This window comes from Pseudomonas sp. FH1 (assembly GCF_000510895.2).
Taxonomy (GTDB): Bacteria; Pseudomonadota; Gammaproteobacteria; order Pseudomonadales; family Pseudomonadaceae; genus Aquipseudomonas; species Aquipseudomonas azotoformans_A.
In genome coordinates this window covers 1-23,325 of record NZ_AOHM01000075.1, presented here as the reverse complement: position 1 = coordinate 23,325, position 23,325 = coordinate 1, and the positions used below count along the sequence as shown (strand labels likewise).

Genomic DNA, 23,325 nt, shown 5'->3' with positions numbered 1-23,325 from the left:
GTTGCAGTCGATGTAGGAGTACTCGGCTTCATCTGTAGAACCGCGCAGTGCCGCAACGGTGACAGCCATAAATGGCTTACCTTTGCCGCGAGGTTTAACTTCACGGATACGGTTGAGGTAACCGATACCAGTGGTGTGCAGATCGAAGAATTTGGTTTCGTTAGATTGGTTGCTCATGGTGATTCTCCAGTTTCAATAGCGAAAGCGGAGAAACACTTCGCCCATGGGGGAAAGTATTCCCCGCGCGGGTTGGGATGTAGCAAGTTGGGTGGGCTTCCATCAATCGAGAGATTGATCAATCGCGCTTCCGGAAGCTTGGCGATTTTAGGGTGATCACCACCTCACTGGGTGTGGCAGTCTTTCAGATCATGACTACTCGGGCTTGGGTTACTGACAACGTCAGCAGCTCACGATTACAAGAATGAAAACAGAGATACGCATTGTCAAGCCCTGAAATAAAAAACCCTCCAGATGGAGGGTTAAGTAGGGAAAATCGATGATCAATGTGCCCGAAGAATCTTCTGGCACCGACGTTTGATGTTAGGCCAATCAGCCCAAACTGCCATGCCGACACAGATGAAGAGCAGGGCGGTGAACATGAGGATGCCGAATGTGGTTTGGTTCATGTCATTCCTCCGGGGTGAGGTAGATACCTGTGATCCAGATTACAACACCTACCACGAGGGCGAAAGCGGTCAGTAGACGGCTAGTGCTGAGGAAGATACCTACGAGGGCAGCGGCGATAGCAGTCGTACCTATTTTGCGGAGGTCATCTGCTACAGCTGCGCGTTTTTTGGATGCCATGGCGGTCCTTTGATCGCCAGGCCCTCACCTTGCCAGGTGGGGTGCCTGGCACGGGGTGAGGTGGGAGAAGGGTTAGATGGCTGCGACTGGAGCTATGAGATCGTCACGCAGCTCTGGAGCTTTGCACTGGGTCGGCTTGCGCTGACGGGTGCGACGCTTGACAGGTACCGGTTTGGTGTTGTCGTCGAACCACTGGTTCAGATCAACGCCGAGGCGTGCGATGGTGGGGATGCGGCAGAGCTCATCCCAGTCATTTCGGGTGGGCGTTATGCTCGCGAGATGAACAACAGGCTGGGCCTTGGCTGGAACAGCTGGAGTTGTTCGTTTTAAGGAGCGCAGGAACTCTCGAGTGAGGGTGCCGAGCGCGTAACCAAAACGGAAGCTGGTCGAGAGTGCGGACATTGCGGTCATGATATTTCTCCTGCGGTTGGAATGCGGAGAAACACTGGCCCCTAGGGGAGTGGTTTCCCCGTTGGGTTTTTGCTGCGTGTGGAACACTAGGTTAATCGAGAGACGCTTTCAGTCGACGGTGTCTTCAATAGCTTCCGATGAGGCCGTGCCTTGGTAAACAGGCGCGATCTTCGTCAAGATCGAATTCAGAAAGTTGGGTCATGAGTGTTTCCTGCTTAGAAAATTGCAGAGAAAACACTTTGCCTAGCAGGGAAGTGATTCCCCACTGGGTTCGCGGAAGAAGCTTCTATCGACGGATAGTCGACCGGTCGTGCTACCAGAAGCTGAACGACCTTGGGGAGGATCACACGATAGACGTGCTGCAGCATTACGGATCCGAGCTGCATGAGGCATGTTGCTGACGACGTCAGCAGATCACGGCTTAATAATCGGAGTGGGGAAGGGGTTGTGTCAAGCGGGAGGGGATGGAAAGGGCGAGAGGGAGAGGGAGAAGACCGGCTGGATCAGACTTCAAAAGGTGATCCAGCCGTCAATTGAAAAAAAGTTGAAGGAGCCACCTGTGTCGGAATCGTCGATCCCTGGGCATTGATCGTCTCGATTCTCATCACCTGGCCATTCTCGTGGCTTTGGCCAGCAAACGTGAGGCACGCATCCGCGCACAAAAGGAGCCCGGTTTATCGCCGGCGGGCCACCGGCAAGGGGGAGATTACCCTTTGGGTAGCCTGATGGACCTTCGACAAGTCCATCAGGCTACCCAAAGGGAAGAAAAGAGGAGGGGCCACATTACCAATGTGGCCCTTGGATCAAAGAAGCACCGAACCTCTTGAAACTCTATGTGCCTTTGAACTCGATCATCACGAGTTAGACGGCTGCGCGACTAGGGAGAGCAGGGAGACACAGGGAGAGTTTTCAACCAGATCCGCACGCCCTTCCCGGAGCTGTAGCGTGCTTACGGTTTGGTATTGAGGCGAACCACAATACCTGGGCGCTACTGATGACCGCCAGTAGCCAGCGGGGTTGAAACATAACTGATGTCATTATGGGTTGTACCAAAGCCGGGATGCAAGGCTCATAGGTGTTTTTGCAAGGCGTCAACGGTCAATAGACGGCCACGACGGACCCTTCTGGTACTTGCTCTGGAACAGCGATGCCCATGTTTCCACCCTTAGGTGAGAACAGCTGGCCGAATCTCTTAACCCCGACGGTCACAGACTCAGTGCGGTCGGTCAGTGCGGAAGGCAGCCCTGCAGGAACACCGCCGGTGATGTAGGTGTATGACACTCCACCGGCGACGTATGTGCTGATCCCGTCCAGCTTGGAATACCAGTTGGGAAGGTTCATAGATACCTCCGACGGTGCTCCAGTGAACCCGGGATTAGCCCGAGCATACTCCGCTGCGGCCGAACGGTAGACGAGCATATTTCGGCTGAGGGCATCGATCGTAGCTTGCTCAGACACAGTCTCGTCGTTGTGCTGCATCTGGGAGAAGATGCCTCCTGCCACGATCAGCAGGGTCATAGCGATCCAGTAGATGTACATGAAGATTTCCTGGGGAAATGAGTCCAGTAGGGCAACTGAATCTACCAAGGCCTCGTTACACCTAACTTAGCCAGGTTTTTTCAACTGAAATTATTTATAGTTGAAGTGATCTTGAAGAGTTAGATGATTAAGTCCGAACGCTCCTTAAGGCAAGATCTTGCATGCTTTTGAAGTTATTTTCATCTTGTTCAGGTTGGCTTTGTGCTCTGAAGAGATATACTCACGCTCAAGAAGTGGAAGGCATAATTGGGGATCGTTTAGAGGTAGGCTGCGCAACCATGAAATATCACGCTCCCACCAGTTGCTACGTAACAGTCGATCTATAGTGTCTTCCGAGTGACGGAATCTAACTATTTTAGCAGGATTACCTGCAACTACTGCGTAGGGTGGAACATCTCTAGTAACGAGTGCTTGGGAAGCGACAATTGCACCTGTACCTACCTGGACACCCTCCATAATCATCGCGCCGTGCCCGATCCAAACGTCATGCCCGATTATCACCCCCGAAAGAACGGGCTTGTGTTCCAACAAACCGCCTTCATATTGAAACGGGTGACTACTTACCCAGGTTGTGGGATGAGTATATTTTTCTTGACCAATACAGCAATTAGAACCAATAGAGCAGTAACGACCTATCGAAGTTACCACGGAGAGAATTGATCCGCTGCGAACGTAAGTGTGGGCGCCGATGAATAGGTTCGGCGTATCAATGCGTATATGGCCCAGGGAAACATTGTTTTCGACAATAAGGGTGGTTTTGTTTTTTAAGGACGTTACTCCTGAAGAGAATTTACGGTTGTTCTTTTTTATATAGCGTTGCCAATATATGTTTTTTATTTGGGCTATGAATTTTTTCATGTTGCAAGTCAATCTTAATCTTTGAAATTTGGTGTGGTGAAGTATGGGATTCTGACAGGGTGGGCTACTTAACGCAAACCCCAACTCCGTAGAATCGATCAGCGAAATAACTACTATTCTGCCCGTATACACCGGAATAACTCTTCAATGAATAACCTGTTGGACACCCTGGTACGCATGATTGCCAGTTATTCATTACACAGTTAGTGACGAGGAAATCTGTCGTGGCGCTATTCTTCCACACAACGGATTGGCAAGACGGTGTGAGGCACTGGCAGGTAAGCGGCGCGCCCAGATTGTTTTTCGATTGGATACCGATCTTCGGGCACGCCAGCCCTTCAACAGCGGTGCTCTCGATATCCAGGTATTCTCCGACTGTCACACGACCGTCTGCCTGCAGTGTACCGCCGCGGATCTTCCCACCCGTCAGCAGGCCCTTGTCGTTAAGGACCCTGACCCAGTCAGCATCTGACTGGTAGATGCCTCCCCCCCACTTCTCGTTCATCCAGCCGGTGTCGTTCTGGCTTCTGAACCAGCCGTCCTTACTGGTGATGTCGCTCGTTGAGGTGATGGTGCGAGCGTTGTTGATGTCGTTGCCACCCATATCGATAGCAGTATTCATCTGGTTGTACTCAGGATGGCCTGGCACAGCGTTGCGGTAGAGGTAGTCGTTGGCCAAGTCTCCGTCCATCAGGAACAGAGCGCTCGCGGTATGGCCCTGTCCTGGGTTGATGCCGTAATTGCTGAGAACGACTTCCCAGCCACCACGCACGCCTTGGATCACTCCAGGCTTGAGCGCTGAAATGAAACCTCCCGGCCCGCCAAGGTGCTCAGCGATCGTGCGAATGCCCAGCTCCGGGATGACTTGGCCACCGGAGGTGATCACTATGGCCTCGAGCTGGTTAGCGTTCAGGCGCCTCGCCAAGCCAACGACGGTCTGGCCGAAGCCATTGGTTGAGCTGAAGCCTGCCGGCAGATAGTTAGTGTTCTGCATCATGTCCACGGTGACCTGGACCGGCGTGGTCGGGCCAGCGTTGGTCAGTACCACGGCGTAGTTGTCTTTCAGGTACTTGGCAAAAGCGTCAGCCACGGCCCGTTGGTGTTCGGCGGCGATCCGGTAGTCCTGCTGGTTACTGAAACTGAACATCCACCAGCCTGCGAGTGAAAGCATGATAGCCAGCACCATCAGGCCGAACAGTGCGTCGATGGTGAAGAAACCAGCCTGCTTGCGTTTACTGGTCATGCCAGAGACTCCTGTTTGATTGTGCGACGATGTCCTGCTCGATCATCTGAAGGTGCCCGTTTCGGATCTTTTCCCTGATGGACGGGGCGTCATCCTGGGACAAGGACAGGCATTGGAGGGTGAGTCGTGGCTGACCGTGGTCGGGACGGTGGAGTGCCTGGTGGATCACTGCCGTAAGTCCCTGGGAGAGCACCTCCAAGGCGTTCGGCATAATTGGTTCAGCCAGGACCGCCAGGCGCTTTATTCCGCTGGATACGTCACGGCCATGTCCCGTTGAAAAAATGAGATGCCCGTTGATTGAGGCTTTAATCACTTCTACTGCTGTGGACGTATCTCGCACTTCGCCGACCAAGATGAGATCGGCTCGAGTGCGCAGGGCTCGTATCAGCGTTTCTGAGTAGCCTCCTTGCGCCCGGGAGACCGGTAGCTGAATGCAGCGTCCCGGCCCATGCTCCCCCTGCAGTAGGGTTTCTGGCGGGTCTTCAACCGTAAGTCCGAGCCCCCCGAGATAGGTCAGACGGGCTTTGGCTGCCGAGGCGGCAGTGCTGGTCTTTCCGGCGCCCATCTCTCCGACTACGTACACCAACCCTCTGGTGTGTTCATCCAGGAGACACTCGTGGATATGGTCCGGCAGCCCAAGCTCGTCGAGCGAAAGGATTGTCGCCCGTGAGCGGTTCAGGACAAAAAAAGGCTTCGCGAAGACGTCGAGTATGTACGTCACCCGCAAGAGCACCCGCTCTTCCAGAACCAGAGCAAACTCAGGCTCGCGGGTCGTCTCGAGCTGATGCAGGCACTGGGCCTTGAGCTCCAGTATCTCAGACGCCCACTCAGCAGGAACGGGCATTTTGCGGGGCTGGCCTGCCAGCCCCTTTACGTCTGCGAAATCGTGCCCCAGGTAGAGATCCACGAAATCAGTATCTGCGATCAAGCTCACGCTGGCCGCCTTCAGTAAGTGGTCCAGGAAATCGAGTTCGAATCGTTGGAGCAGCTTGCCGTTGCAGACGCGGGCAGAACTTCCCCGCTCGATGCCGACCCTCCATTGATGGTGGTGGTGGTTTGCTTGTCTTTGCTGATCTTGGTTGCCAGCGTGATACAGGCGGCCTTGGGCACATTGTTCTCGGTGATGGTGAAGCTCATTCCGGCGCTCACCAACGTCACCGCGCCATTCCACTGGTTCGTCAGGGTAGTTCCGGACACGCCCATCGAGCCGGTCCCGTCGATGGCGATTAGAGACGGTACGAGGTTGGTGCCAGAGGCGCCGTATCCGGACGATCCCTTCAGCTTTTTGGTATTGGCGATAATTGAAGTGATGTTGCTCTGCTCGATAGCCCCGTCGGAGTTGCCGAGCATCTTGTAGCCCATCCAGGCGATGAAACCCAATGCGATCGTGACGAGCATGATCCACATCACGCCGTCGACGGACAGGAAACCACGCTGGTTATGGGGGGGAGAAAGTGCCATGTTATGCCTCTGTAGTGTGTGCTTAGCGTTGAATTGAGTCCATCAGGCCCACGGCCAGCTGGAAGATACCGACCATCACGAAAATCATGAGCAAACCCATGAAAACTGCGGAGAGCGCAGTGAGGGACTTGGAGATGGCCTCCACTCGCTTGAGCATCTGCTCAAGCCAGCGGTTGGCGAACCGCTCCATCGACTTCGCGAAGCCCTGGCGCGTGGCCAACACCTGCAGGAAGTGGATAGCCATCGGATCCGGGAATTGGTACCCAGCAAGCTTGAGAGCGGTACCGAAATCTTTACCCGAGCTGACGCCGTAGTGGATGGCGTCAATTCGCTCTCGGAGCCAAGGAGAGGCGCTGCGGCTCAGGATGTTCAAGGCGCTCAATTGGCCTACGCCGGCGCGGAGCATGACCGACATGTTTAGCAGGAAGATGGAGCCGTGTAGGACCTTGTAGATAGACCAAGGGGGAATGCTTTCGAGCCGCAATCTCGCCGCCTGCAAGAAGAGGCTCAATTGTGTTTTCCAGACCGGGCTGTTGGGTTTAACTTGCAACCCACAGAAATAGGGAAGGGTCACGAATGAGACGACGATCAGCGTCAGCATAACCGTCACGATCAGTAACCCGTAGTTCGTGACTAGGTTAGAAAGCCCATACAAGACTCCAGGAATACCGGTCCAAGTTTCTGGATTTTGTCGCTGAGCCATCGACGGCACCATCCAGGTGGCGATGACGTAAAGGAGTGCGCCCATGAGGGCCCAGGTAATTGAGGGAAGTGCTACCACCGAAATGACCAGGCGGGCAATGCGTTGGCGGGCCTCGATGAGTCGGACACAATCTCGGAAGGCCTCTACAAGGTTGCCGGTTTTCTCCCCGGTATCGACCAGTGAGGTCTCGTCGTAAGGCAAATGACTCCTGCAGGCGTCGGCGAGGGATTTGCCGCCGCGCACGAGCATCGCCACCTGGCCACAAATGACCGACACGGGATGCATTGCTTTACCGTCGTTGCTGAACGCCTTGGCAACGGTCTCCAGTGCTTCTTCGATCGGGATACCGTCCTCGACTACGCCCATCAGGCTCTCGTAGAACTGGATTCGCTCGTTCTTCCCAAATTGCTTGGCATAGAAGGTGACCACCCAGCCCTGGGCGGCCTCCCGTATTCCTGTCAAGAAGTCCTGAAGCAACTCAAACATCGGATTGCTCCATCAACTGCCTGTCGAAGTCGAGCGGCCCAGCGAAGAGCTCGGCATCGCGTGGGTCCACTGTCCCATTGGTGACTTTCATGATCGCGTGGGTGATCTTGGTGATGCCACCCATCTCGTTGACCCAGTACCTGCGCGCAGCGCTTGCGCCGCGCTTGGTGAACGTATCCATGAGCTTGACGTTAGTCAGCAAAGTTTCGGCGATAACGGTGCGATCGACGACCCCGAGGTTCCTGCACTTGCTGCAGCCTTCACCGACCAGATTCACTTGGTCGACGATCTGCAGTTGCTCCAACCGGGCGAAGAGATCGCTGCTGATGCCGTGCATATGTTCTCGCAGCGGGATCCTGCAGGCGGGGCAGAGAACCGGCACCAATGACTGGTTCGCGATCCCGGTGGTCAGAAGCGGGTCGGTGACCAGGTAATCCGCCACGCCCATATCAATCAGGCGCTGGATGGTGGCGATCACGTTATTGGTGTGCAGGGTCGACCAGCTCTGGTGACCCGTCATGGCGCCGGTATATGCCGCCTGGGCTGACGCCAGGTCGCGCAACTCCCCGTACATGAGGACATCAGGGTCAAGCCGTACAGCATTGGTAATACCGTCACCCCAAGTCTCTCCGGCGTAGATCGGTGACTGGTTTGCCTTGAGCGGATACTCAGGAGGATGCTCGAGCGTGAGGATGTGCCTGGAGCCATCAGTCTCATCGTACAGCGCGTTGAGGTTGACCTGCAGGGTCTTGGATTTGCCGGATCCTGTTGGCCCGGTAATCAGGTTCAGTCCGTAGGGCAGGCTTCGGAGTCTTCTGAAGTGCTCGGTCTGCTGAGGCAGGAAGCCGAGCTCCTCGAAGCTCTGCTTGGATGTGTCGTCGTACAGCAGACGCATCACCATCAGCGGGCCATCCACCAGGGGCCGAGTTGCAACCCGAGCGCCATATAGGCCTAACTGGTCGACGAATTTGCGGCTGACGCGGGCATCCTGAGCGATATGGGGCTGGTAGTAATCGCCAGAGACATCGCACATGCTGTTGTACAGAGCAGCGCAGAACTCACGCCCTACATCGCTCTTTTCCTGGCGTACCTCCTGAAGGACCCCATACAGCCGATACTTGATTCGAGTGACATCGTGCGAAACGACGATGTGAATATCACTGGCGCCGCGGCGGTGGGCGTCCCCCATGAACTCCACCACCTGGGCTTGGCGCTGGGTTTCAACAAGTGTCTTCATGCCCGTCGACGCCGAGGCCTGATACAGCGCTTTGATCTCGGTCATCGAGGCTGAGAAGACCTCGAAGTCAATCCCCTTGTGTTCCAACTGGTCCATGAATGCCATCACGTAGGGATCACTGACGTGCTGGGGAGAGATGTACAACTTCCCATCGGCGGTCATCGCCAGGACCTGGCGCAAGTCGTCTTTGATTGGATGAGGGCCGCCTGGCGCGGTCAATACTGCCGCTGGCAACGGCGCCAAAGTCAATTCGACAGGCTCAAGGCCGACTGGCTCTGTGGAAAGCTCGGTCATGGTCAACGCTCCTCAGGGTTGGCCGGGCATGAGGCCCGGCAGGCTCTGTTGCGGTTGAGATACCACCCGGTTACCGAAACCCAGGGGGTATTGCTTTCCCTCCTTGCTCAGCACCACCCCATCGAGCGTGATCTGTTGGACCCGGAAACCGTTTGGTAACTCGCTGCCCGGCTTGGCATCGACCTCGCTGCCGTCGGCGTAGATCAGGCTTGCCCGTAATTTCTGTCCGGAACCGCTGATTTCTTTCACCACCGGCAATGCCGATTGGCGCAGTCCTGGGGAGGTTGCAGTCATGGTGGGAGTTAGCCCAGGAGCAGGAAACTGCGCCACTGGCTGGGGGGCGTTAGGGAGTATGCCGTTTGCCTCGAGCTGGGCATTGGTGCGCTCGGCCTGAGCCTTGAGCAGGATGGTTTCGCTCTGCACCTTGCCGAGCTCGCCGACGTTGATACCCGAAAGGTCTGGCACGGCAGCAAGGGCACTGGTGATCGGCAGCCAGCAGGCCAGGAACAAAAGGCTGAGGTTATTTCGCATACAGGACTCCTGTGACCGACCAGATCAGGTGGTCAGCCTTGTACTCGGTCTTGATCTCCTGCAGGCGCAGCCCCTGGGTCGGGGCGCCATTAAAGGAGTCGTAAGGCAGAACGCCGGTGGTGTAAGAAAGCTGGTACTGCTTCCACTGAGGTGGCGGCGGTGGAGGTGGTGCCGGTTGGCCTGGCAGAGCCGGCTCCTGTGGAATAACCACCGGCATGGGGTGCAACTGCGGCTCCTGAGAGAAACTGTGGAACCAACTGGTCAAATTCTCGAGAGCGTCTCTGGCCTCGACCAATGCGTCATCACCCGCAGCGTCAATGGAAATGTCGAACTTCAGGATCCCGGACTTGGCCTGGTCGGTGAAATCCGGATGTGTGGAGAAGATCTCGCCGACGGCCATCGTGAAGTCGTGAGCAGTGCTGTTACCAGCACGGTCGTAGGTCGCAATAATTTGAGAACCGTTGCACTCAGCCTTGTTGATGGGCCAGCCTCGGATATTCAGGGGCAACTGGTACATCACATGGCTGCAGGCCTCTATGAAGTCGGTGACTGAGGGTTGTTTCGCCCAGGGGTGCTCCAGCGCCTGCAGGGGTTGTTCTGTACCTGTTTGCCTCCGCAGTTCGGCCAGCTCCTCAAGGCGCTTCTTCTCTGCCTCGATGGCAGTTTGACGCGCGATCTCTGCCTGATGCGATTTCCATTGTGCCCAGGCCAGTAGGCCACCACCGAGCAAGAGGGCCACCAGGACCAGCTGGGCTAGCTCAGACTTGGACATACCGAACACGAGCGGACGTAGCCGATACTCACGCTTGAGCCGAGACGGGTGGAGTAGCTCCTCGATGTCGATGAGCTCGCCACCCATGGCAAACTCGGTCGGTAAAAACTCTCGTTCGAACTGGATGCCGCGACTGCGTTGCTGCAACACCCGTTTGCGAACCTCTGACGCCGTGGCAATCAGGTCGCAACCCGGGATGATCCTGCCTTCATGGACTGCGACGATGGCATAGCGATCTTGATCGGCGTCGACTGCCCAGGCGGCAATCCACGAATCACCGAGCTGTCCAGCCAAGGTCGCAGCCAGCGAATACATGCCTTTGTGAACGTCAGAGGAGCGAGAAACAAAGCCCGCCTGGATCATGAGCGACGTTCTTCGGATGGCCACGATGTCCAGGCCGTGTTCATGGCCGTACTGGCGCGCTTCCTTCATGTAACTGGTCATATTGCCCAGGGGCGTCCAAAGCATGCCCGTGACGAAGACGCGCCCTCGGTGCTGGATGGTCTGCACCCGGCTCGACGGTTTGGGAGTGTCGGAGTTCATGAGCGCCGCCACTTACAGGTTGTCCGGGAGGACAACCGGTGTCACCAGCACCACCAGGGCGCTATGGGACGTCGAGCGGGTCCTGCCCCCGCCCAGGCCAAAGAAGCTGGGACTGCCTACGCCGGATTTGCGCGCGTCATCCCCGTTCTCGTCGAACCCAGTGAGAATCAGCGTCTCACCGCTGCGCAGACGGACCTTCGGCGCGACGTTCTTGGTGTCGTAGTCGGTGGTCTGGACCTTGGAGTCGTTACTCTCGAAGTCCTTGAAGATCGGCTTACTGCTGATGCTGAGGGTGATCATCAGCAGCATGTTTTCGTTGTCCAGGAGCTTGGGTAACAACATCATGTTGAAGCCACTGGTGATTGTCGCCGGTGTCAGGGCGGTGCTGGAGCCGACCGATGCGGTGGTGGTGGTCGAGCTGGAGGCGACATAGCTTTGGACGTTGCCGATCTGGATCGGTGCCGGCTGCAAGTTCAGCGTGGTCACCGACGGCGAACGTACTTCGGAGACGCGCCCCTGTTCTGAAAGGGCTTGGACGACAGCCTTGGAGCCTGCCCACGGGGAGCTGGACGTATCGAGGATGCTGCCGCTGGCGGAGATCGCCTCGGAGCTGATGCCGGCGACGGTGTTGCTCAGGCCAAAACCCCATTTTCCAGAGATTGACTTGTACACAGCGCTCCAGTTAACCGCTGTCTGGTCGCTGTCGGTGAAGTTCACCTCGTAGACTTTGACGTTGAACAGGACCTGTCGAGTGATGCTGCGGTTGGTCTCTTTCAGGTAGGCCGAGATTCGATTCAGCACCTCCGGCCGATCGCTGACGGTGAGTGTCCCGGTCGAGCGCGAGAGATACAGCCGCCCTGGAGGCTGCATGCTTAGCATGGCCTTGACGTTGCTCTCGATGTCGTTCATCAGTGAGGTCTTGTACGTGGATTTGGTGCTCTGGTTGCTGCCGGATTCACCCGTGGCTCCTCCCGAAGACGTCGAAGAACCCGAGTCGCCCTTGCCGGTGGAGGTCAGCAGGCCAGACTTGACGGTGCTCTCGATCTCCAGCTCATCACCGAATGTCCACACGTCGAAGGTGCGGGTGTCGAAGTAGGTGATGCGCACGCCCTGCAGCTCAGGGTCGAAGTGCCACGAAAGCCCCAGGTGGGAGGTGGCCTGGTTCAGTAATCCTGAGGTGTTGCCGTTGTAGTTCAGCCCGGAGATTTGCCTGCCGCCGCTGAGGCTGAGGTCAAACGAATTAGCGCTGCCCGGTATAGCACCTGCGATGGCAGTTGGCATGAGACCAGCCAGGCTGTCTGGATCAGGTACAGCCTGAGCGGCGCCACGTGTAGCAGTGCCGGCGGGCTTCGAGGAGAGGATCCCGGGGTTCAACGCGTCAGGCGCTACGATGACCTGGAGACCGGTTTCCTTGGTGATCAGCTGTGCTACGTCGGTGATCGACACTGGGCCAGCAGGCCGATAGGCAATGTTACGATCCAGGCTGAACGGAAGCCCGCGTCGGTTCACCAGCGGCTCAGTGGAAACCCATGGTTTATTGCTGAAAACGACCGTGTCGCGGTTCTGCTGTAGCTGCTGGTTCTGTAGTAGCTTGGTGTACTGGCTAGCCGTATGGCCCTGGAACTCTGCTCGGTCGAATGACTCATTAACCTGCTGCACGGCACAGCTGCTCACCAGGGCTAGGGCAATCGGTGTCAGTGCCCAGCGGGCCCGAGGAAACTTGATCATTTCTTCTTCCTCTCAGCGACGTACAAGACGCTCTGGGAGCCTTCGCTACCGTTGACTAAGAAAGATCGCGGGGCATTGTCGTAGAGCGGGAACAGCTGCTCGATGGCTTCCTGGAACGAGCCCTCGAAGTGCAGCGGTGCCTTGATCGGGTAGTTGAGGTCCTCCTGGGCCCATATCACGCGCCACCGGGCTTTTTTGGCCCATTCTTCAACGCTATCGCGCAGAGTTGATCCAACTTCTGCCGTCCATATCTGGGGCAGCGGCCGGGATGGTGGGGCGGGTTTTACCTCGATGGCCGGGGCCGCCACCGCTGCAGCGGCGCCGACAGCCGCTGGCTTGGATGCCGCGAGTCCGCTGGGCACGTTCGGTGCTGGAGACGCAGGTGTCGAAGGTTTAGCTGCGGCGGTTACCGTCGCAGCCTGGATAGAGCCATCCTTGGCGGGTGCCACTGGGGGGAGCACTGGGGCCACTGGCGCTGGGGGGGCGACAGCGGGTGTAGTCGTGGAGATTGGTGCGGGAGCAGGTACAGCGGCGACGACAACGCCTGGCGTCGAGGCCGAGGTGGCGGAGCTGGTGGCAGGAACCCGCGCTTTGTCGGCGTAGAGCTGGCCCGTCGGCGCCGACGGGGTTGGCAATTGGTAGCCGGGGCGAAGCACGAAGCACACCTGACGGTTCACTTCATCGACCTTCACCTGCCAGGCTGGGCCGGCGAGGACCTGCAGAGTGTTGCGCAGTGTCATCGGGCCGAGTTTGTATTGGGCTGCCGGTAGAGGTCTGGTGTACAGGATGTTGACGTGCTGCGAGCTTGGCGGGCAGAGGGCGTACCCTGACCGGTCGACCACGTAAAGCATGGCGTCCCGAACGCTGGGGTTCATGCTGGAAGGGATGGTCACGTCGATGATCTGTGCCATCAGGTCGCGCTGGCTCGCATCGGGCTGGGTGCTCACCAAGGTGTAGCGGCCATACCGAACCACCGGTTCCTTCTCCGGGTTTGCGCCGTTCGGATAGATGTCCGGAGACAGCCATTCGGGATTACGGCTGCTATCGAACGCCGGCTTCGGCGGCTGTTCAGCCTTCTGAGTCGCACAGCCCGCAACGAGTGCGGCGAACGAGAGAGTGGTCAACTGCCTGATCATGAGGCCCCCTGTAGTCATTGAGGGCACGGTGACAGCCGGAGGATTCCCTTGCAGCAGGAAATCAATATCACGCAGAGTTAGAATTTCCGGCGTGCTTGATGGAATGCATTCAAGTTACCGGTTGAGGCGCCGAGGTTGGCCTGGCCTTGAACTGAAAAATATCAATGGAGGTGATAATGCTCGACAGTCGAGTTACTGCGTTCGAAAACCTGATGGAGTGGGCGAGCAGTTTGGTAGCTGAGAACAATTGTCGCGGCTTGGAAGACCTTATAAAAATTGTGCTTCGCCCCGTTCAGGCTATCCACTTACGAGACGCGTTACTTCGACCTCGACACCGCGGCCCTCAGTCGTTGCATTGGATGAGCTCGCTTGGTGGGCTGTGGGATGGTGATGCCGGTCATGGAACTTGGGGCGAATTTCTGCTGAAACATTGCCGCCGTCCAGTGGATCCGAACTCAAGCGTCCGACTGGCCAGCGATATGGTAATCCCGACTTTGTGGTCGGAAAGCAGCATTCTCAATAGCCTGGGCATGATCGGGAAGGGACGTAAGCTCGGTGAGTTCGTGCAGGACACAAACCATCGCGTGATCTTGATGCAGCCATTAAAAATTGCCTGGGTCAATGGCGGCAACCATTCGATTGCCCAAGGCATTCTGGGTGGGGAAGGGGAGCTCATACCTGATGACGTTTATGACGTTACCGAGATAATCAGGGGGGTACGGTTTGATGGGGAGTGCTGGATTTGTCAGAGGACCGGCGAGAAGCTTGGCTCACCAATCTACGCGGAGTTGGGGTGGGCCTGGGAGATCGCGCGCTTGCTGACTGACCTCCCACGCGAATCTACTGACTGATAGTCGCGGCGAGCATAGCCTTGGCCAACGCGTCCTGCTGCTCTTCTGGCTCAATCAGCTCCATGCTGACCTGACGCTTCGCTAAGAGCATCTGCCACAGCTGCTGATCGATGCTGTTCTCCACAAGCGGGATCTTCACGATCACCGTTCTGAGCTGGCCATTTCGGTATGCCCGGTCCTCGGCCTGATCCTGCTGTCCTGGTGTCCAGGGCAGGCCTAGGAAGAACACGTAGTTGGCGGCCGTGAGGTTGTTTCCGGTACCAGCGGCTTGGGTGGTGCAGATGAACGCCCTGCAATCGGGATCGCCCTGGAACTTGTCGATCGCCTTTTGGCGCTTGGTGAGTGAGTCACTGCCGACCAGGGTGACGTTCCCGATACCGGCTGCATTGCACAGCTCCTTGAGGCGCGCCACGGTGGGTTTGAATTCGCAGAACAGGATGACCTTGTCTTCGGGGTCCAGCTCGCCGAGCAGGTCCATCGCGACTCTGACCTTCACCTGTTCGAGATAATGGCGGAGCGCGCCGAGTCTGGCAAAGATGGGCCTGTCCTCAAGGCGAATGCTGTCGTACTTCTTCCGTTCCTCCCCCCCCATCGCCACGGGCAGCAACTGCCGGTGTTTACCTTTGAGCCCAGGCAGGACGTCTTTACGTCGGCGGAGCATCCAGTCGCCCAGTTCTGCCCGGAGGTTTTGTCGGAACTCTGGGCTGCCAGTGAAGCGCTCGCAGAAGTCGCTGAGGGGCAACTGGCCGACCGGGTGTCCCGATAGACGTAGCAGTGTGTGCAGCTCCGTTTCGCGATTGAGAACAGGCGTGCCTGTCAGCAGATAGCGATTCGGCACTTTTGCTGCGATATCGAAGCCATGGCGTGTACGCTCGGCAGTCGGCTCCTTCAACTGGTGCGCCTCGTCGACCACTAGAACGTGGTAATGCTCAGCCAGCAGCACGTAGTCGCCGAGGCGTTCGTAGTTGATCAACATCCATTGGGCCAGCGGGTCGTGCTTCTGCACAGCGACTGTCGTGTCGGGGTAAACCGCCACGACTTCGCGCTGCCAGTTGATCAGCAACGAGGAGAGGGTCACCACCAGGATCGGGCGACCGGCTGCACTGATATGCGCTGCGATGATGGCCTGGCGCGTCTTGCCGAGACCCATATCATCAGCCAGCAGGGCGCTGGTACGTTGGAGCAGGTGAGCGATCCCGGCAGGCTGGTGATCGAGCAGGGAGTAGCCGACGAGAGCCTGGGCGATTGTGGCATCGGAGAACTCGGTGCGCTCGATCGGCGAGACGGCAGCGAGGTAGATGTCGTTGGAGCTCTCCTCTCCGCTGGCGGTTGTCGAGGGTTCCTGAGGAGCACCGCCCAGGCTGATGCGCGGGATGTCTGCTGCTGGAACCACAGAACCATCGCCCAGGAGTTCCTGTACAACGTCCAGTATCTCGAACTGTTCCTCTGCAAGACCGAGCTCCAGGACCAAGTTGCTGCGCAGGATCTCGGTGGTCGCATTGATGCGCCAGGAGCTTGATCGACCTAGGAATACACCGCGCATCCGGCGTGCGACGGCAACCACGCCGGGATGGTAGTCACCTGACAGTAGGACACCTCCGTCGGCCAACGGAGCGATGCGCAGCATCATCCCCCAGGTGAAGGCGTCTCGGCGAGGAGCTCTCAACGCGGACTCGATCTTCTGGCGGAATGCCTGCCATGACTCTGTGACCTTACCATCGGCCAGCTCGATTAGCTGGTGGTGCACCAGGTCCAGCTCGTCGATGAGCTTGGCCTTGGGCACGCGCCAATAACGACAGAGCGGGTGGTCTCCACGGCGGATGAAAAACCCGCTGCGGGCGAACATGACCTTGTTTGCGCCTTCGATGTAGGGCATGAGGATGCCCATGTCGTAGCCGTCAAATACGGCGGCTTCGAGCAGAACTGGCTGACTATTGAGGAGGCGTGGCCGTTTCAATTGGCTTCTCCCAAGTGCTGCATGATCCACGCTTGAACAGATTCAGTGACGCGGGACTTCCACTGCGCCTTGGCGTAACGCTTAAGCTCGCGGGTCCGGTCAGGCCACTCTTGGTTGCTCGATATCCGCCCTGACTCGAGACCTTGCATGAACCAATGGCATGCCCGTCCTGCTGGCGAGTTGGGAGGTATCGGATCGTTTCGGCGCCCCCGTAACTGAACGCAGTAGAATTGTTGATTTGGCCTGCGAACAGATGAGTCGATTTCCCGGGCTAGTCGGATTTCGGCTGAGGCCAACACTGTGTCGCCTTGCCTGAAAGAAACAAGCCTGCAACTGCCTTGAAATGCGGAGTAGTCGTAAGTGTCTATGCAGTGTTTTATCGCTGCATGTTCAGCGATTAGATCTGCCGGGCATCGCAGCTCAACGACGATAACCCCGTTAGGGCAAACAGCAGTTCCCGACGGCAGTAACGCCGGCCATGTCGTCAGCAACTCGTCCTCCTCAGTCCCCAGCTCTTCGTGCATTGCTTTCAGCAAACTGTCCACGTAACCGTGGAACTGGTCGATCATGTTGGTGATCTGTGCGAAGGGCTTACGTACGAAGTAATGGGTAGCTATTTCGGCTGCCCGTTGTCCGTTGGTGCTGTAGTCGAGGTGTCGATAGAACTCTTGATAGTCAGTCAGTTTGCTACCAATCATTATCCATAGTGGATCATTCCAAGCGGTCGGTGTGCCCTTGAGCAGCAGGTTCAAGTCAAGCGGCGGAGTTTCCACCGTGACTCTGTAGTCGGGAGAACACACCTGATACGGGACTTTTCCCAGCAACGCGTAAAAGGCTTGCCAATCAGTTCTCGTCACGGGGCGCCTATTTCCTAGGGCTGCTCCGTGGAGCATCCTCCCCCACGCTTCGTAACCCGCGCAGCGGATGTGGAACAGTGCACCTCCAGCTCGACCAGGGCGGCAGGAACCGAGGTAACGAATAGAGGCTTTTGGTGTTTGGAGAAGCCACACCAGAGCATCGGCTAATGACATACCCTCGTCTGCCACTTGGCCGAGAAGCCCCTTCCCATCCCCAGCCCAAACGGGGCCGGGCAGATGAGTGTTCAGCCTAGGCCAAGGGGGAGGCACCAAGCCGAGCACATCATGAGGCCATGGAAAGGTATGGAGATGGTCGCTGAGAATCAGCATCGGCAGCAGGACCGGCTGAGCACGCAGCGCCTGCAGCCGACGCTCTTTGTCACCCGAAACCAGCCAGTTGTACAGCTGCGGTGAGACACACTGAACAGAACGGATGGCGAACAGCACATTGGGGTCGAGGACAGAGCAGAACTCGCGGAGTGCTGCACCGATCAACCGAAGATAGTAGCGTGATTTGGGTCTAAGGTATCGCAGGTGGGGACTGCGGCTATCGAGTCCTCCCAACAGCTCCGACCTTTTACCCAGGTCATTCCGTGCCAATTCGGCAGCCCAATCCCCCGCTTTCTGCGCAAACGACGTGAGAAGTCCATCGTCTGATGTGTACGGCAGTGTATCAATTCGGTTTGCTAACCCCTGCGCTGCGCGGGGGCCAGGTTTCGTCTTGGGGATGCGAAGTCTGCTGTTACAGGTTGTCGTACGAATGGTGTTGCTGTCGAACCACTGCAGAATCTTTCCGAAGCGGGCAATCGCGATCTTCCGACCCTCATGTTCGAGAGTGACCGTCCATACCTGAGTCGAACTGGTCGATTTTAGGTATTCACGAATGAACTGGTGCTGCTCTTCGGCAGGAACACAGAAGTGGTTTGCCCATGTGGTGGCCACCCCCAGTTGCTGCGCGCTGAAGTGTTGCAGAACTGGGTCAAGGCTGAGGAGGGTGGTGTTTTCTGGCCTGGTTTCAATCATTTGCCCGCTCCTGTTGGAGCGAGCAGGTTGTCTATCAATTCAAGATGGTCATAGCGGTAATGCTTACCCGCAGGGCTGGAAATTTAGAGAGTTACTTCCTCTGATTAGAGGATAGCTGGAATGCAGCCTTCGGAGCATTGTGGCTACATGCCCTTAGGCCTGGACATATCAGGCTTGCCGCTCACTGATGGGTAGCTCACGCGACAGTTGTTCACCTTGTAACCGGTGCACCCCCAAAAGTCATAACCCCCATCACCACGCTTCTGGTGGCGCACTAGTGGCATCCCGCACTTGCCGCATGAATGGCCAATCTGGGGGCCTGAGGAGGCTTCCAGCGACCGTGGCTTCATTGCAACCGTGGGCGCCTGGCGGAGTGTGCCGAGCTCGTTCTGCAGGTTCTGATAGAACCTGGCGACCACTGAGCCGTACTGCTCCTCCCCCTGTGCGATTCGGTCCAGATCCTTCTCCAGCGTACTGGTGAACGCCAGCTCGACGAAGCTGAAGCGGCCTTCCAACTGGTCGATGGTGCTTACTCCCAACGGGCCTGGGACCAGCTTGCGTTTTTCCTCAACCACCAAGCCTTTGCCGGTGATGTTCTTGATGATCGATGCAAACGTGCTGGGGCGTCCGATCCCGAGTCGCTCCAGCTCTTTGATCAGGCTGGCCTTGGTGAAGCGTGCCGGCGCCTTCGTCTTCTGATTCAGCACCTCGCCCTGGAGGACGTTGAGGATCTGCTTGGGCTCGAGCACCGGTACAGGATTCTTGGGGATGTCGCTCGACTCTTCATCCGTGTCGTCCTTCTGCAAAAGCTTCATCCAGCCGAGATAGGCGACAGTGCTGCCAGTTGCGGCGAAGCGCAGCGGCCTCTGATCCGGCCCCCTGGCCAGCAGTTTTGCTGTACGCACGTCATAGATGGCATCTGCGAGTTGGCTGGCCAGCGCCCTGATGCGGATGAGTTTGTACAGTGCCTGCTCATCCGCAGACTCGCCTGCGACTTCGTCCTCCCACGCGGTCGGCGCAATAGCGGGGTGACCTTCTTGGGCGCTATCAGCAGCCTTGAACGTTCGGCGTTCGTCTACGACGTCAAGGCCTTGTTGCCGAGCAACCGCCTGGATATCAGGCATGGCCTCATCGGCCAAGTTGGGGTTATCCGTCCGGTGATAGGTGATTACGCCCTGTTCGTACAGGCGCTGCGCAACCTGCATGGTTTTGTCCGGATCCCATTTCAACGCCACGCTGGCCGCCTGTTGCAAGGTCGACGAGATGAACGGTGGTGGTGGCGGGCGCCGCTTTTTGCCGTCTTCGCACGACTCGACGATCACAGCACGTGTCGCGGCAACCCTAGATGCGAATGTCCCATCCTGGATGTAGGGGTTCTCTTTGCTGGCGAAGTCCGGGATGGGTTGCCAAACGGCGGTCCAATCCATGCCGGTCGTGTCGTCCTTGAAGGTCAGCTCAACCCCGAAGTGATGGATCACCTTGAAGTTTCGGATTTCGCGCTCGCGCGTCACCACTAGGTAGAGTGCAGGCGACTGCACTCGGCCAGCGGAGGTAGGTTGGCCCAGAACCCGGCGAAGCTCCTGTGTGACCAGATAGCCGACCAGGCGGTCGAGCACTCGCCGGCACTCTTGTGAGGCCACGAGTTGCCCATCAATTCTCCGTGCATTGGCCAAGCCCTCGCGCACCCTGGCTTGGGTGATCTCATTGAACGTGACTCGCTTGTACTCGCGGATCCCCAGCGCCTGCTGTATGTGCCAGGCGATACTTTCCCCCTCTCGGTCGGGGTCGGTGGCGATGTACACCTCAGTGGCGTCCTTGAGCGCCTTGCGGATGGTGCTGACGTTACGGGCACTCTTGGCCAGAATCTCGTACACCGGGCGAAGGGTCTTCAAAACCCCTGTTGTGATCATCGTGTCGTCTTGGCCTGACTGAGGGAGGTCACGGATGTGGCCACCAGAAGCCACTACCAGCCAGTTTTCGCCAGGGCGGATCTTCTTCATCATGGGGCCGAGCTTCTTCAGTTTGCCCGGTGCCTCGATGATCATGAGTTTCATAAGGTGTCCCTGAACAGTTAAAACAGGAAGCACTCTTGCCCCCGGCCGGGGACGGCACAACGCGAAATGTTCAACTGGAAGGGAAGGAATTCGGTAGGAGTCAGGCCCACGGAGGAAGGGTCAAAAATTGAGGGTGAGCTGCTGGGCGCGCTTGTACCCTTTCAGCCAGGAGGCCAGCATGGCAGGGTGCTTGTAGGGGCAGGCATATACGGGCAGCCCTTTCTCGGCTGCTTCAACCCCAGCAGCCTCTACCGCAGGGTGGGGGTTATTGAACTGGCGCCTATCCGCTTTTCGTTCCTGGGCATCTTCGTTCAGCATCGATTGTTCCTCATCAGCGTCCCTGTTCCCGCCGGGCGAGTCACGCTTCAAACGACCTTGCCACCAGCAATTCCCCGACAAGGGCGTTTTTACGCCCCTGTAGCTCAGTTCGATACAAGTTAGCAGCTGTATAGTGGAGATGCCTTCATGAAATGGTAATTTGTCAATGCTGGCATTTCAAATGTGCCCCTGACCTGGGCAAGCGCTGCTTGCAGCGCCCCTTCGGCTACGAGTTCACGTCCTTGTCTCCGGAAACTTCACGAGTGGCGCCTCAAAAACAGCACCCACGGGCATTACCTCGAAGCGGGAAGAGGTGGCGAGGTTCCGTCCTTGCCTCCAGTGACCTCACGAGTGGCGCCTGAAAATCGTCTGCAGGTTGTGGCCAGAATGCCGTGGAGATGCTTCATCGATGGGAGGGGAAACTCGAAGTGACGTCCTTGTCACCAGTAGCTTCGCGATGTGGCGCGCCAAATTAAGGGGGGGGGTTACAGGGGGATGTCGTCGTCAAAACCGTCGCCGTAGTGGCTCATATCTTCGAGGCTCGGCTGAGGAACGTTTTGAGCCTGGCTGCTGCTGGTCTGACTACGTGCCTGACCCTGTGGTTGATTGGTCGGGCGCTGACCGCCGCCGCCAGACAGAGATACGTGTTCGATGCGATGTGGAAGAATTGCGATCCGGCTGGCTTCGACCTTGAGCGCAGACACCTCCTGCCCACTCTGCTTATCTGTCCAGCTATCCATGATCGCGCGGCCAATTACCACCACGCGCATGCCCTTCTGGAACAGAGCGGCGAACCGCTCAGCATCCTGATGCCACCATTCTACGTTGGCCCAGAAGCCACCACGATCCTTGTAGCCACCCTGGCCGTCAGGGATCGAGTTGTCGAACATCACATTGAGTCGCAGCATGTGTCGCGGATCTTTGTTGCCGTTGGCGAACGACCGGTGCTCAGCGGCGTTACCAACGTTGCCTTCCCAAACTACTGGTGTACCCATGGTGTGTCTCCCGTTCAGTGTTGAGGTGGGTTCATGACCTGCTGCAGTCGAACCTGATATTCGGCCTCGGCCTGCCCCATCTTTTCTGCGCACTCGGCGGCCTGTTTGCCGATGGAGTGAATGAGGCTGATCTGCATGTTCAGGGTGATTCGGTGTTGCTCCAGGGCAAACAGGTCCTGCAGCAAGTGGATTGGTGTTTTGGGGGCGTGGACCATCTGAGCCCATACGCCGACACCCATGCGTCGTTCTTGCACGCTTTGCCAGCGAAGAAAGGTTGTGCCAGCTGCTGTGTTTTGCTCGATGAGCCTGACGGGAAGCAGGGCGAATGGATGTTGGCGAACCTGGGCCAGCACTTCCTGGGTAAGTGTGCGCAGCCCCTCCTCCAGCGATGCGCAAAGCTCCGCCAACTGGACCAGCTCCCCCTTACCTTTAAAGGGCTTTAAAAGGCCTTTTAGTGAGGCACTCTGTTGCAGCCTCTGGTAGGCACCTTGTTGCAGCGGTTTGAAGGCACCCTGTTGCAGTGCCTCCATTGGTCGAGGGGCCGAATGCATGTGCGTCATGCCTCGCCTTCGAGATCGTCATCCATCTCCTCGACCGGGCCTGCGGAGCCACGGCGGATGGGCGGGGCGAAGTTCGAGCGGCGGGTGCCTTCCAGGATGTCCTGAGGGATGTCGCCGTGGCGCTTGTACATCTCGCGCGCGTTTTCAGCCCGGGCATTGTTGGCGGCGAAGTCGTCACGTGATGCACCGGAGAAACGATGGAGCTGGGCCAGCCCAAAAAGACTGCGCAGCAGGTGGGCACCTTCATCGATCCAGATCTCGCCATCGCGGCGACCGATCATGGCGACGTGCTGAGCCAGCAGGATGCGGCGGACGACTTCGTCGTACTGAGTCAGCAGATGAACGCCCTTGAAGCCCAGCGGGTTGGAGATGAAGAGTGGCAGCTTCAGTGGTTGGATCGAGAGGTTTTCACCGATCTCGAGGGCCTTGGGCAACTGGGCCATCACTCCGTCAAGGCGGCTGTCGATGGCCTTCAGAGCATCGTCCACTTCCTGGATCTTCTCCTCGATCCTGATCATCCACCAGTCCGAGTACGGGTCGTCTTGCGCGGCGGCGCGATCCATCTGGTTGATCTTGAGGCAGAAGCCCGCCAGCCCAAGAATGCTGTGTTTGTCGTCGGCCTTCTGGCGACCCAGCCAGATTCGGGCGGCATGGTGAGTGTGGAGAGTCAGCTGGACCTGGCTCCTGAGGGAGCCGATGTTGAGCTGATAGTTGTCAGCCATGGACATGGTTTCCTTATATAAGGTGGGTGAACGATGTCCATGCTGCTGTCGGGCCGTTTGTGGTGCAGTAATAAATGAAGAACCCGTGTTGCTGGAATTGTCATGATCGGTTCGGCGCCGCCGTAGTGTTGGGCCGTATTAAATTTGGCGGTGCCAGTGGCACCACTGATCTGGTCACCGGCGCCAGTGATCCTGTCGGAGGGTGGTGCGTGTCGCACCGCTGTCAGGTGGTGCCAGTGGCA

21 protein-coding genes are annotated in these 23,325 nt (G+C 57.6%); 1 reads left to right on the top strand and 20 read right to left on the bottom strand.

Features of this window, described 5'->3' with window-relative positions; translation table 11 throughout:
• The 13 genes from H096_RS33505 to H096_RS21915 form a co-directional block, all read right to left on the bottom strand.
• Positions 1-177, bottom strand: a 177-nt coding sequence (locus H096_RS33505; protein WP_156717513.1) for a DUF3577 domain-containing protein, incomplete at its 3' end; no start/stop codon positions are given.
• Between the two features lie 699 nt (positions 178-876).
• Positions 877-1,215 (bottom strand): hypothetical protein, encoded by a 339-nt coding sequence (locus H096_RS21970; RefSeq protein ID WP_033901439.1) that lies wholly within the window; start codon positions 1,213-1,215, stop codon positions 877-879.
• A gap of 1,098 nt (positions 1,216-2,313) precedes the next feature.
• Complete coding sequence (gene pilM / locus H096_RS21960) at positions 2,314-2,754, bottom strand: type IV pilus biogenesis protein PilM (protein WP_033901437.1); 441 nt, start codon at positions 2,752-2,754, stop codon at positions 2,314-2,316.
• 144 nt (positions 2,755-2,898) lie between these two features.
• Positions 2,899-3,612 carry a CatB-related O-acetyltransferase gene (locus tag H096_RS33495; RefSeq protein ID WP_156717512.1) on the bottom strand — a complete coding sequence of 238 codons (714 nt, stop codon included), beginning with the start codon at positions 3,610-3,612 and terminating at the stop codon, positions 2,899-2,901.
• Between the two features lie 64 nt (positions 3,613-3,676).
• Positions 3,677-4,855: a shufflon system plasmid conjugative transfer pilus tip adhesin PilV gene (gene pilV, locus H096_RS21955; RefSeq protein ID WP_051422144.1), complete on the bottom strand. Its 1,179-nt coding sequence runs from the start codon at positions 4,853-4,855 to the stop codon at positions 3,677-3,679.
• Positions 4,845-5,789: an ATPase, T2SS/T4P/T4SS family gene (locus H096_RS21950; protein WP_033901436.1), complete on the bottom strand. Its 945-nt coding sequence runs from the start codon at positions 5,787-5,789 to the stop codon at positions 4,845-4,847. The genes pilV and H096_RS21950 overlap by 11 nt, the downstream gene beginning before the upstream one ends.
• An 11-nt stretch (positions 5,790-5,800) precedes the next feature.
• Positions 5,801-6,316, bottom strand: a complete 516-nt coding sequence (locus H096_RS21945) for a type 4 pilus major pilin (RefSeq protein ID WP_033901435.1) — start codon at positions 6,314-6,316, stop codon at positions 5,801-5,803.
• Between the two features lie 22 nt (positions 6,317-6,338).
• Positions 6,339-7,505: a type II secretion system F family protein gene (locus H096_RS21940; protein ID WP_033901434.1), complete on the bottom strand. Its 1,167-nt coding sequence runs from the start codon at positions 7,503-7,505 to the stop codon at positions 6,339-6,341.
• On the bottom strand, positions 7,498-9,036 hold the full coding sequence (locus H096_RS21935) for an ATPase, T2SS/T4P/T4SS family (protein ID WP_033901433.1): 1,539 nt from the start codon (positions 9,034-9,036) through the stop codon (positions 7,498-7,500). The genes H096_RS21940 and H096_RS21935 overlap by 8 nt, the downstream gene beginning before the upstream one ends.
• 12 nt (positions 9,037-9,048) lie before the next feature.
• Complete coding sequence (gene pilP, locus H096_RS21930) at positions 9,049-9,567, bottom strand: type IV pilus biogenesis protein PilP (RefSeq protein WP_051422142.1); 519 nt, start codon at positions 9,565-9,567, stop codon at positions 9,049-9,051.
• Positions 9,557-10,882, bottom strand: coding sequence for a type 4b pilus protein PilO2 (gene pilO2, locus H096_RS21925; protein WP_033901445.1), 1,326 nt, complete (start codon positions 10,880-10,882; stop codon positions 9,557-9,559). The genes pilP and pilO2 overlap by 11 nt, the downstream gene beginning before the upstream one ends.
• Positions 10,883-10,894: 12 nt before the next feature.
• Positions 10,895-12,610: a PilN family type IVB pilus formation outer membrane protein gene (locus H096_RS21920; RefSeq protein ID WP_051422140.1), complete on the bottom strand. Its 1,716-nt coding sequence runs from the start codon at positions 12,608-12,610 to the stop codon at positions 10,895-10,897.
• Positions 12,607-13,746 carry a TcpQ domain-containing protein gene (locus tag H096_RS21915; protein WP_033901432.1) on the bottom strand — a complete coding sequence of 380 codons (1,140 nt, stop codon included), beginning with the start codon at positions 13,744-13,746 and terminating at the stop codon, positions 12,607-12,609. Before H096_RS21915 ends, H096_RS21920 begins: the two co-directional genes overlap by 4 nt.
• Positions 13,747-13,922: 176 nt before the next feature.
• Between H096_RS21915 and H096_RS21910 the strand changes: the two genes are divergently transcribed.
• The gene (locus H096_RS21910) at positions 13,923-14,597 is read left to right on the top strand and encodes a DUF6710 family protein (protein WP_051422138.1); all 675 of its coding nucleotides are present in this window, start codon (positions 13,923-13,925) and stop codon (positions 14,595-14,597) included.
• On the opposite strand, the gene H096_RS21905 is transcribed toward H096_RS21910, so the two are convergent.
• The 7 genes from H096_RS21905 to H096_RS21875 form a co-directional block, all read right to left on the bottom strand.
• Positions 14,587-16,554, bottom strand: a complete 1,968-nt coding sequence (locus H096_RS21905; protein ID WP_033901431.1) for a DEAD/DEAH box helicase — start codon at positions 16,552-16,554, stop codon at positions 14,587-14,589. The two genes, H096_RS21910 and H096_RS21905, sit on opposite strands and share 11 nt — an antisense overlap.
• Entirely contained in the window at positions 16,551-18,434 is a 1,884-nt protein-coding gene (locus H096_RS21900) for a hypothetical protein (RefSeq protein WP_051422135.1), read from the bottom strand. Before H096_RS21900 ends, H096_RS21905 begins: the two co-directional genes overlap by 4 nt.
• A gap of 143 nt (positions 18,435-18,577) precedes the next feature.
• Positions 18,578-20,488 (bottom strand): type I DNA topoisomerase, encoded by a 1,911-nt coding sequence (topA, locus tag H096_RS21895; RefSeq protein ID WP_033901430.1) that lies wholly within the window; start codon positions 20,486-20,488, stop codon positions 18,578-18,580.
• Between the two features lie 120 nt (positions 20,489-20,608).
• Positions 20,609-20,806, bottom strand: coding sequence for a CrpP family ICE-associated protein (locus tag H096_RS21890; protein WP_033901429.1), 198 nt, complete (start codon positions 20,804-20,806; stop codon positions 20,609-20,611).
• Positions 20,807-21,291: 485 nt separating this feature from the next.
• Positions 21,292-21,801, bottom strand: a complete 510-nt coding sequence (locus H096_RS21885) for a single-stranded DNA-binding protein (protein ID WP_033901428.1) — start codon at positions 21,799-21,801, stop codon at positions 21,292-21,294.
• 14 nt (positions 21,802-21,815) lie between these two features.
• On the bottom strand, positions 21,816-22,331 hold the full coding sequence (locus H096_RS21880; RefSeq protein ID WP_241495529.1) for a DUF3158 family protein: 516 nt from the start codon (positions 22,329-22,331) through the stop codon (positions 21,816-21,818).
• A gap of 26 nt (positions 22,332-22,357) precedes the next feature.
• Positions 22,358-23,083, bottom strand: coding sequence for a PFL_4669 family integrating conjugative element protein (locus H096_RS21875; protein ID WP_033901427.1), 726 nt, complete (start codon positions 23,081-23,083; stop codon positions 22,358-22,360).
• Positions 23,084-23,325: the final 242 nt, after the last annotated feature.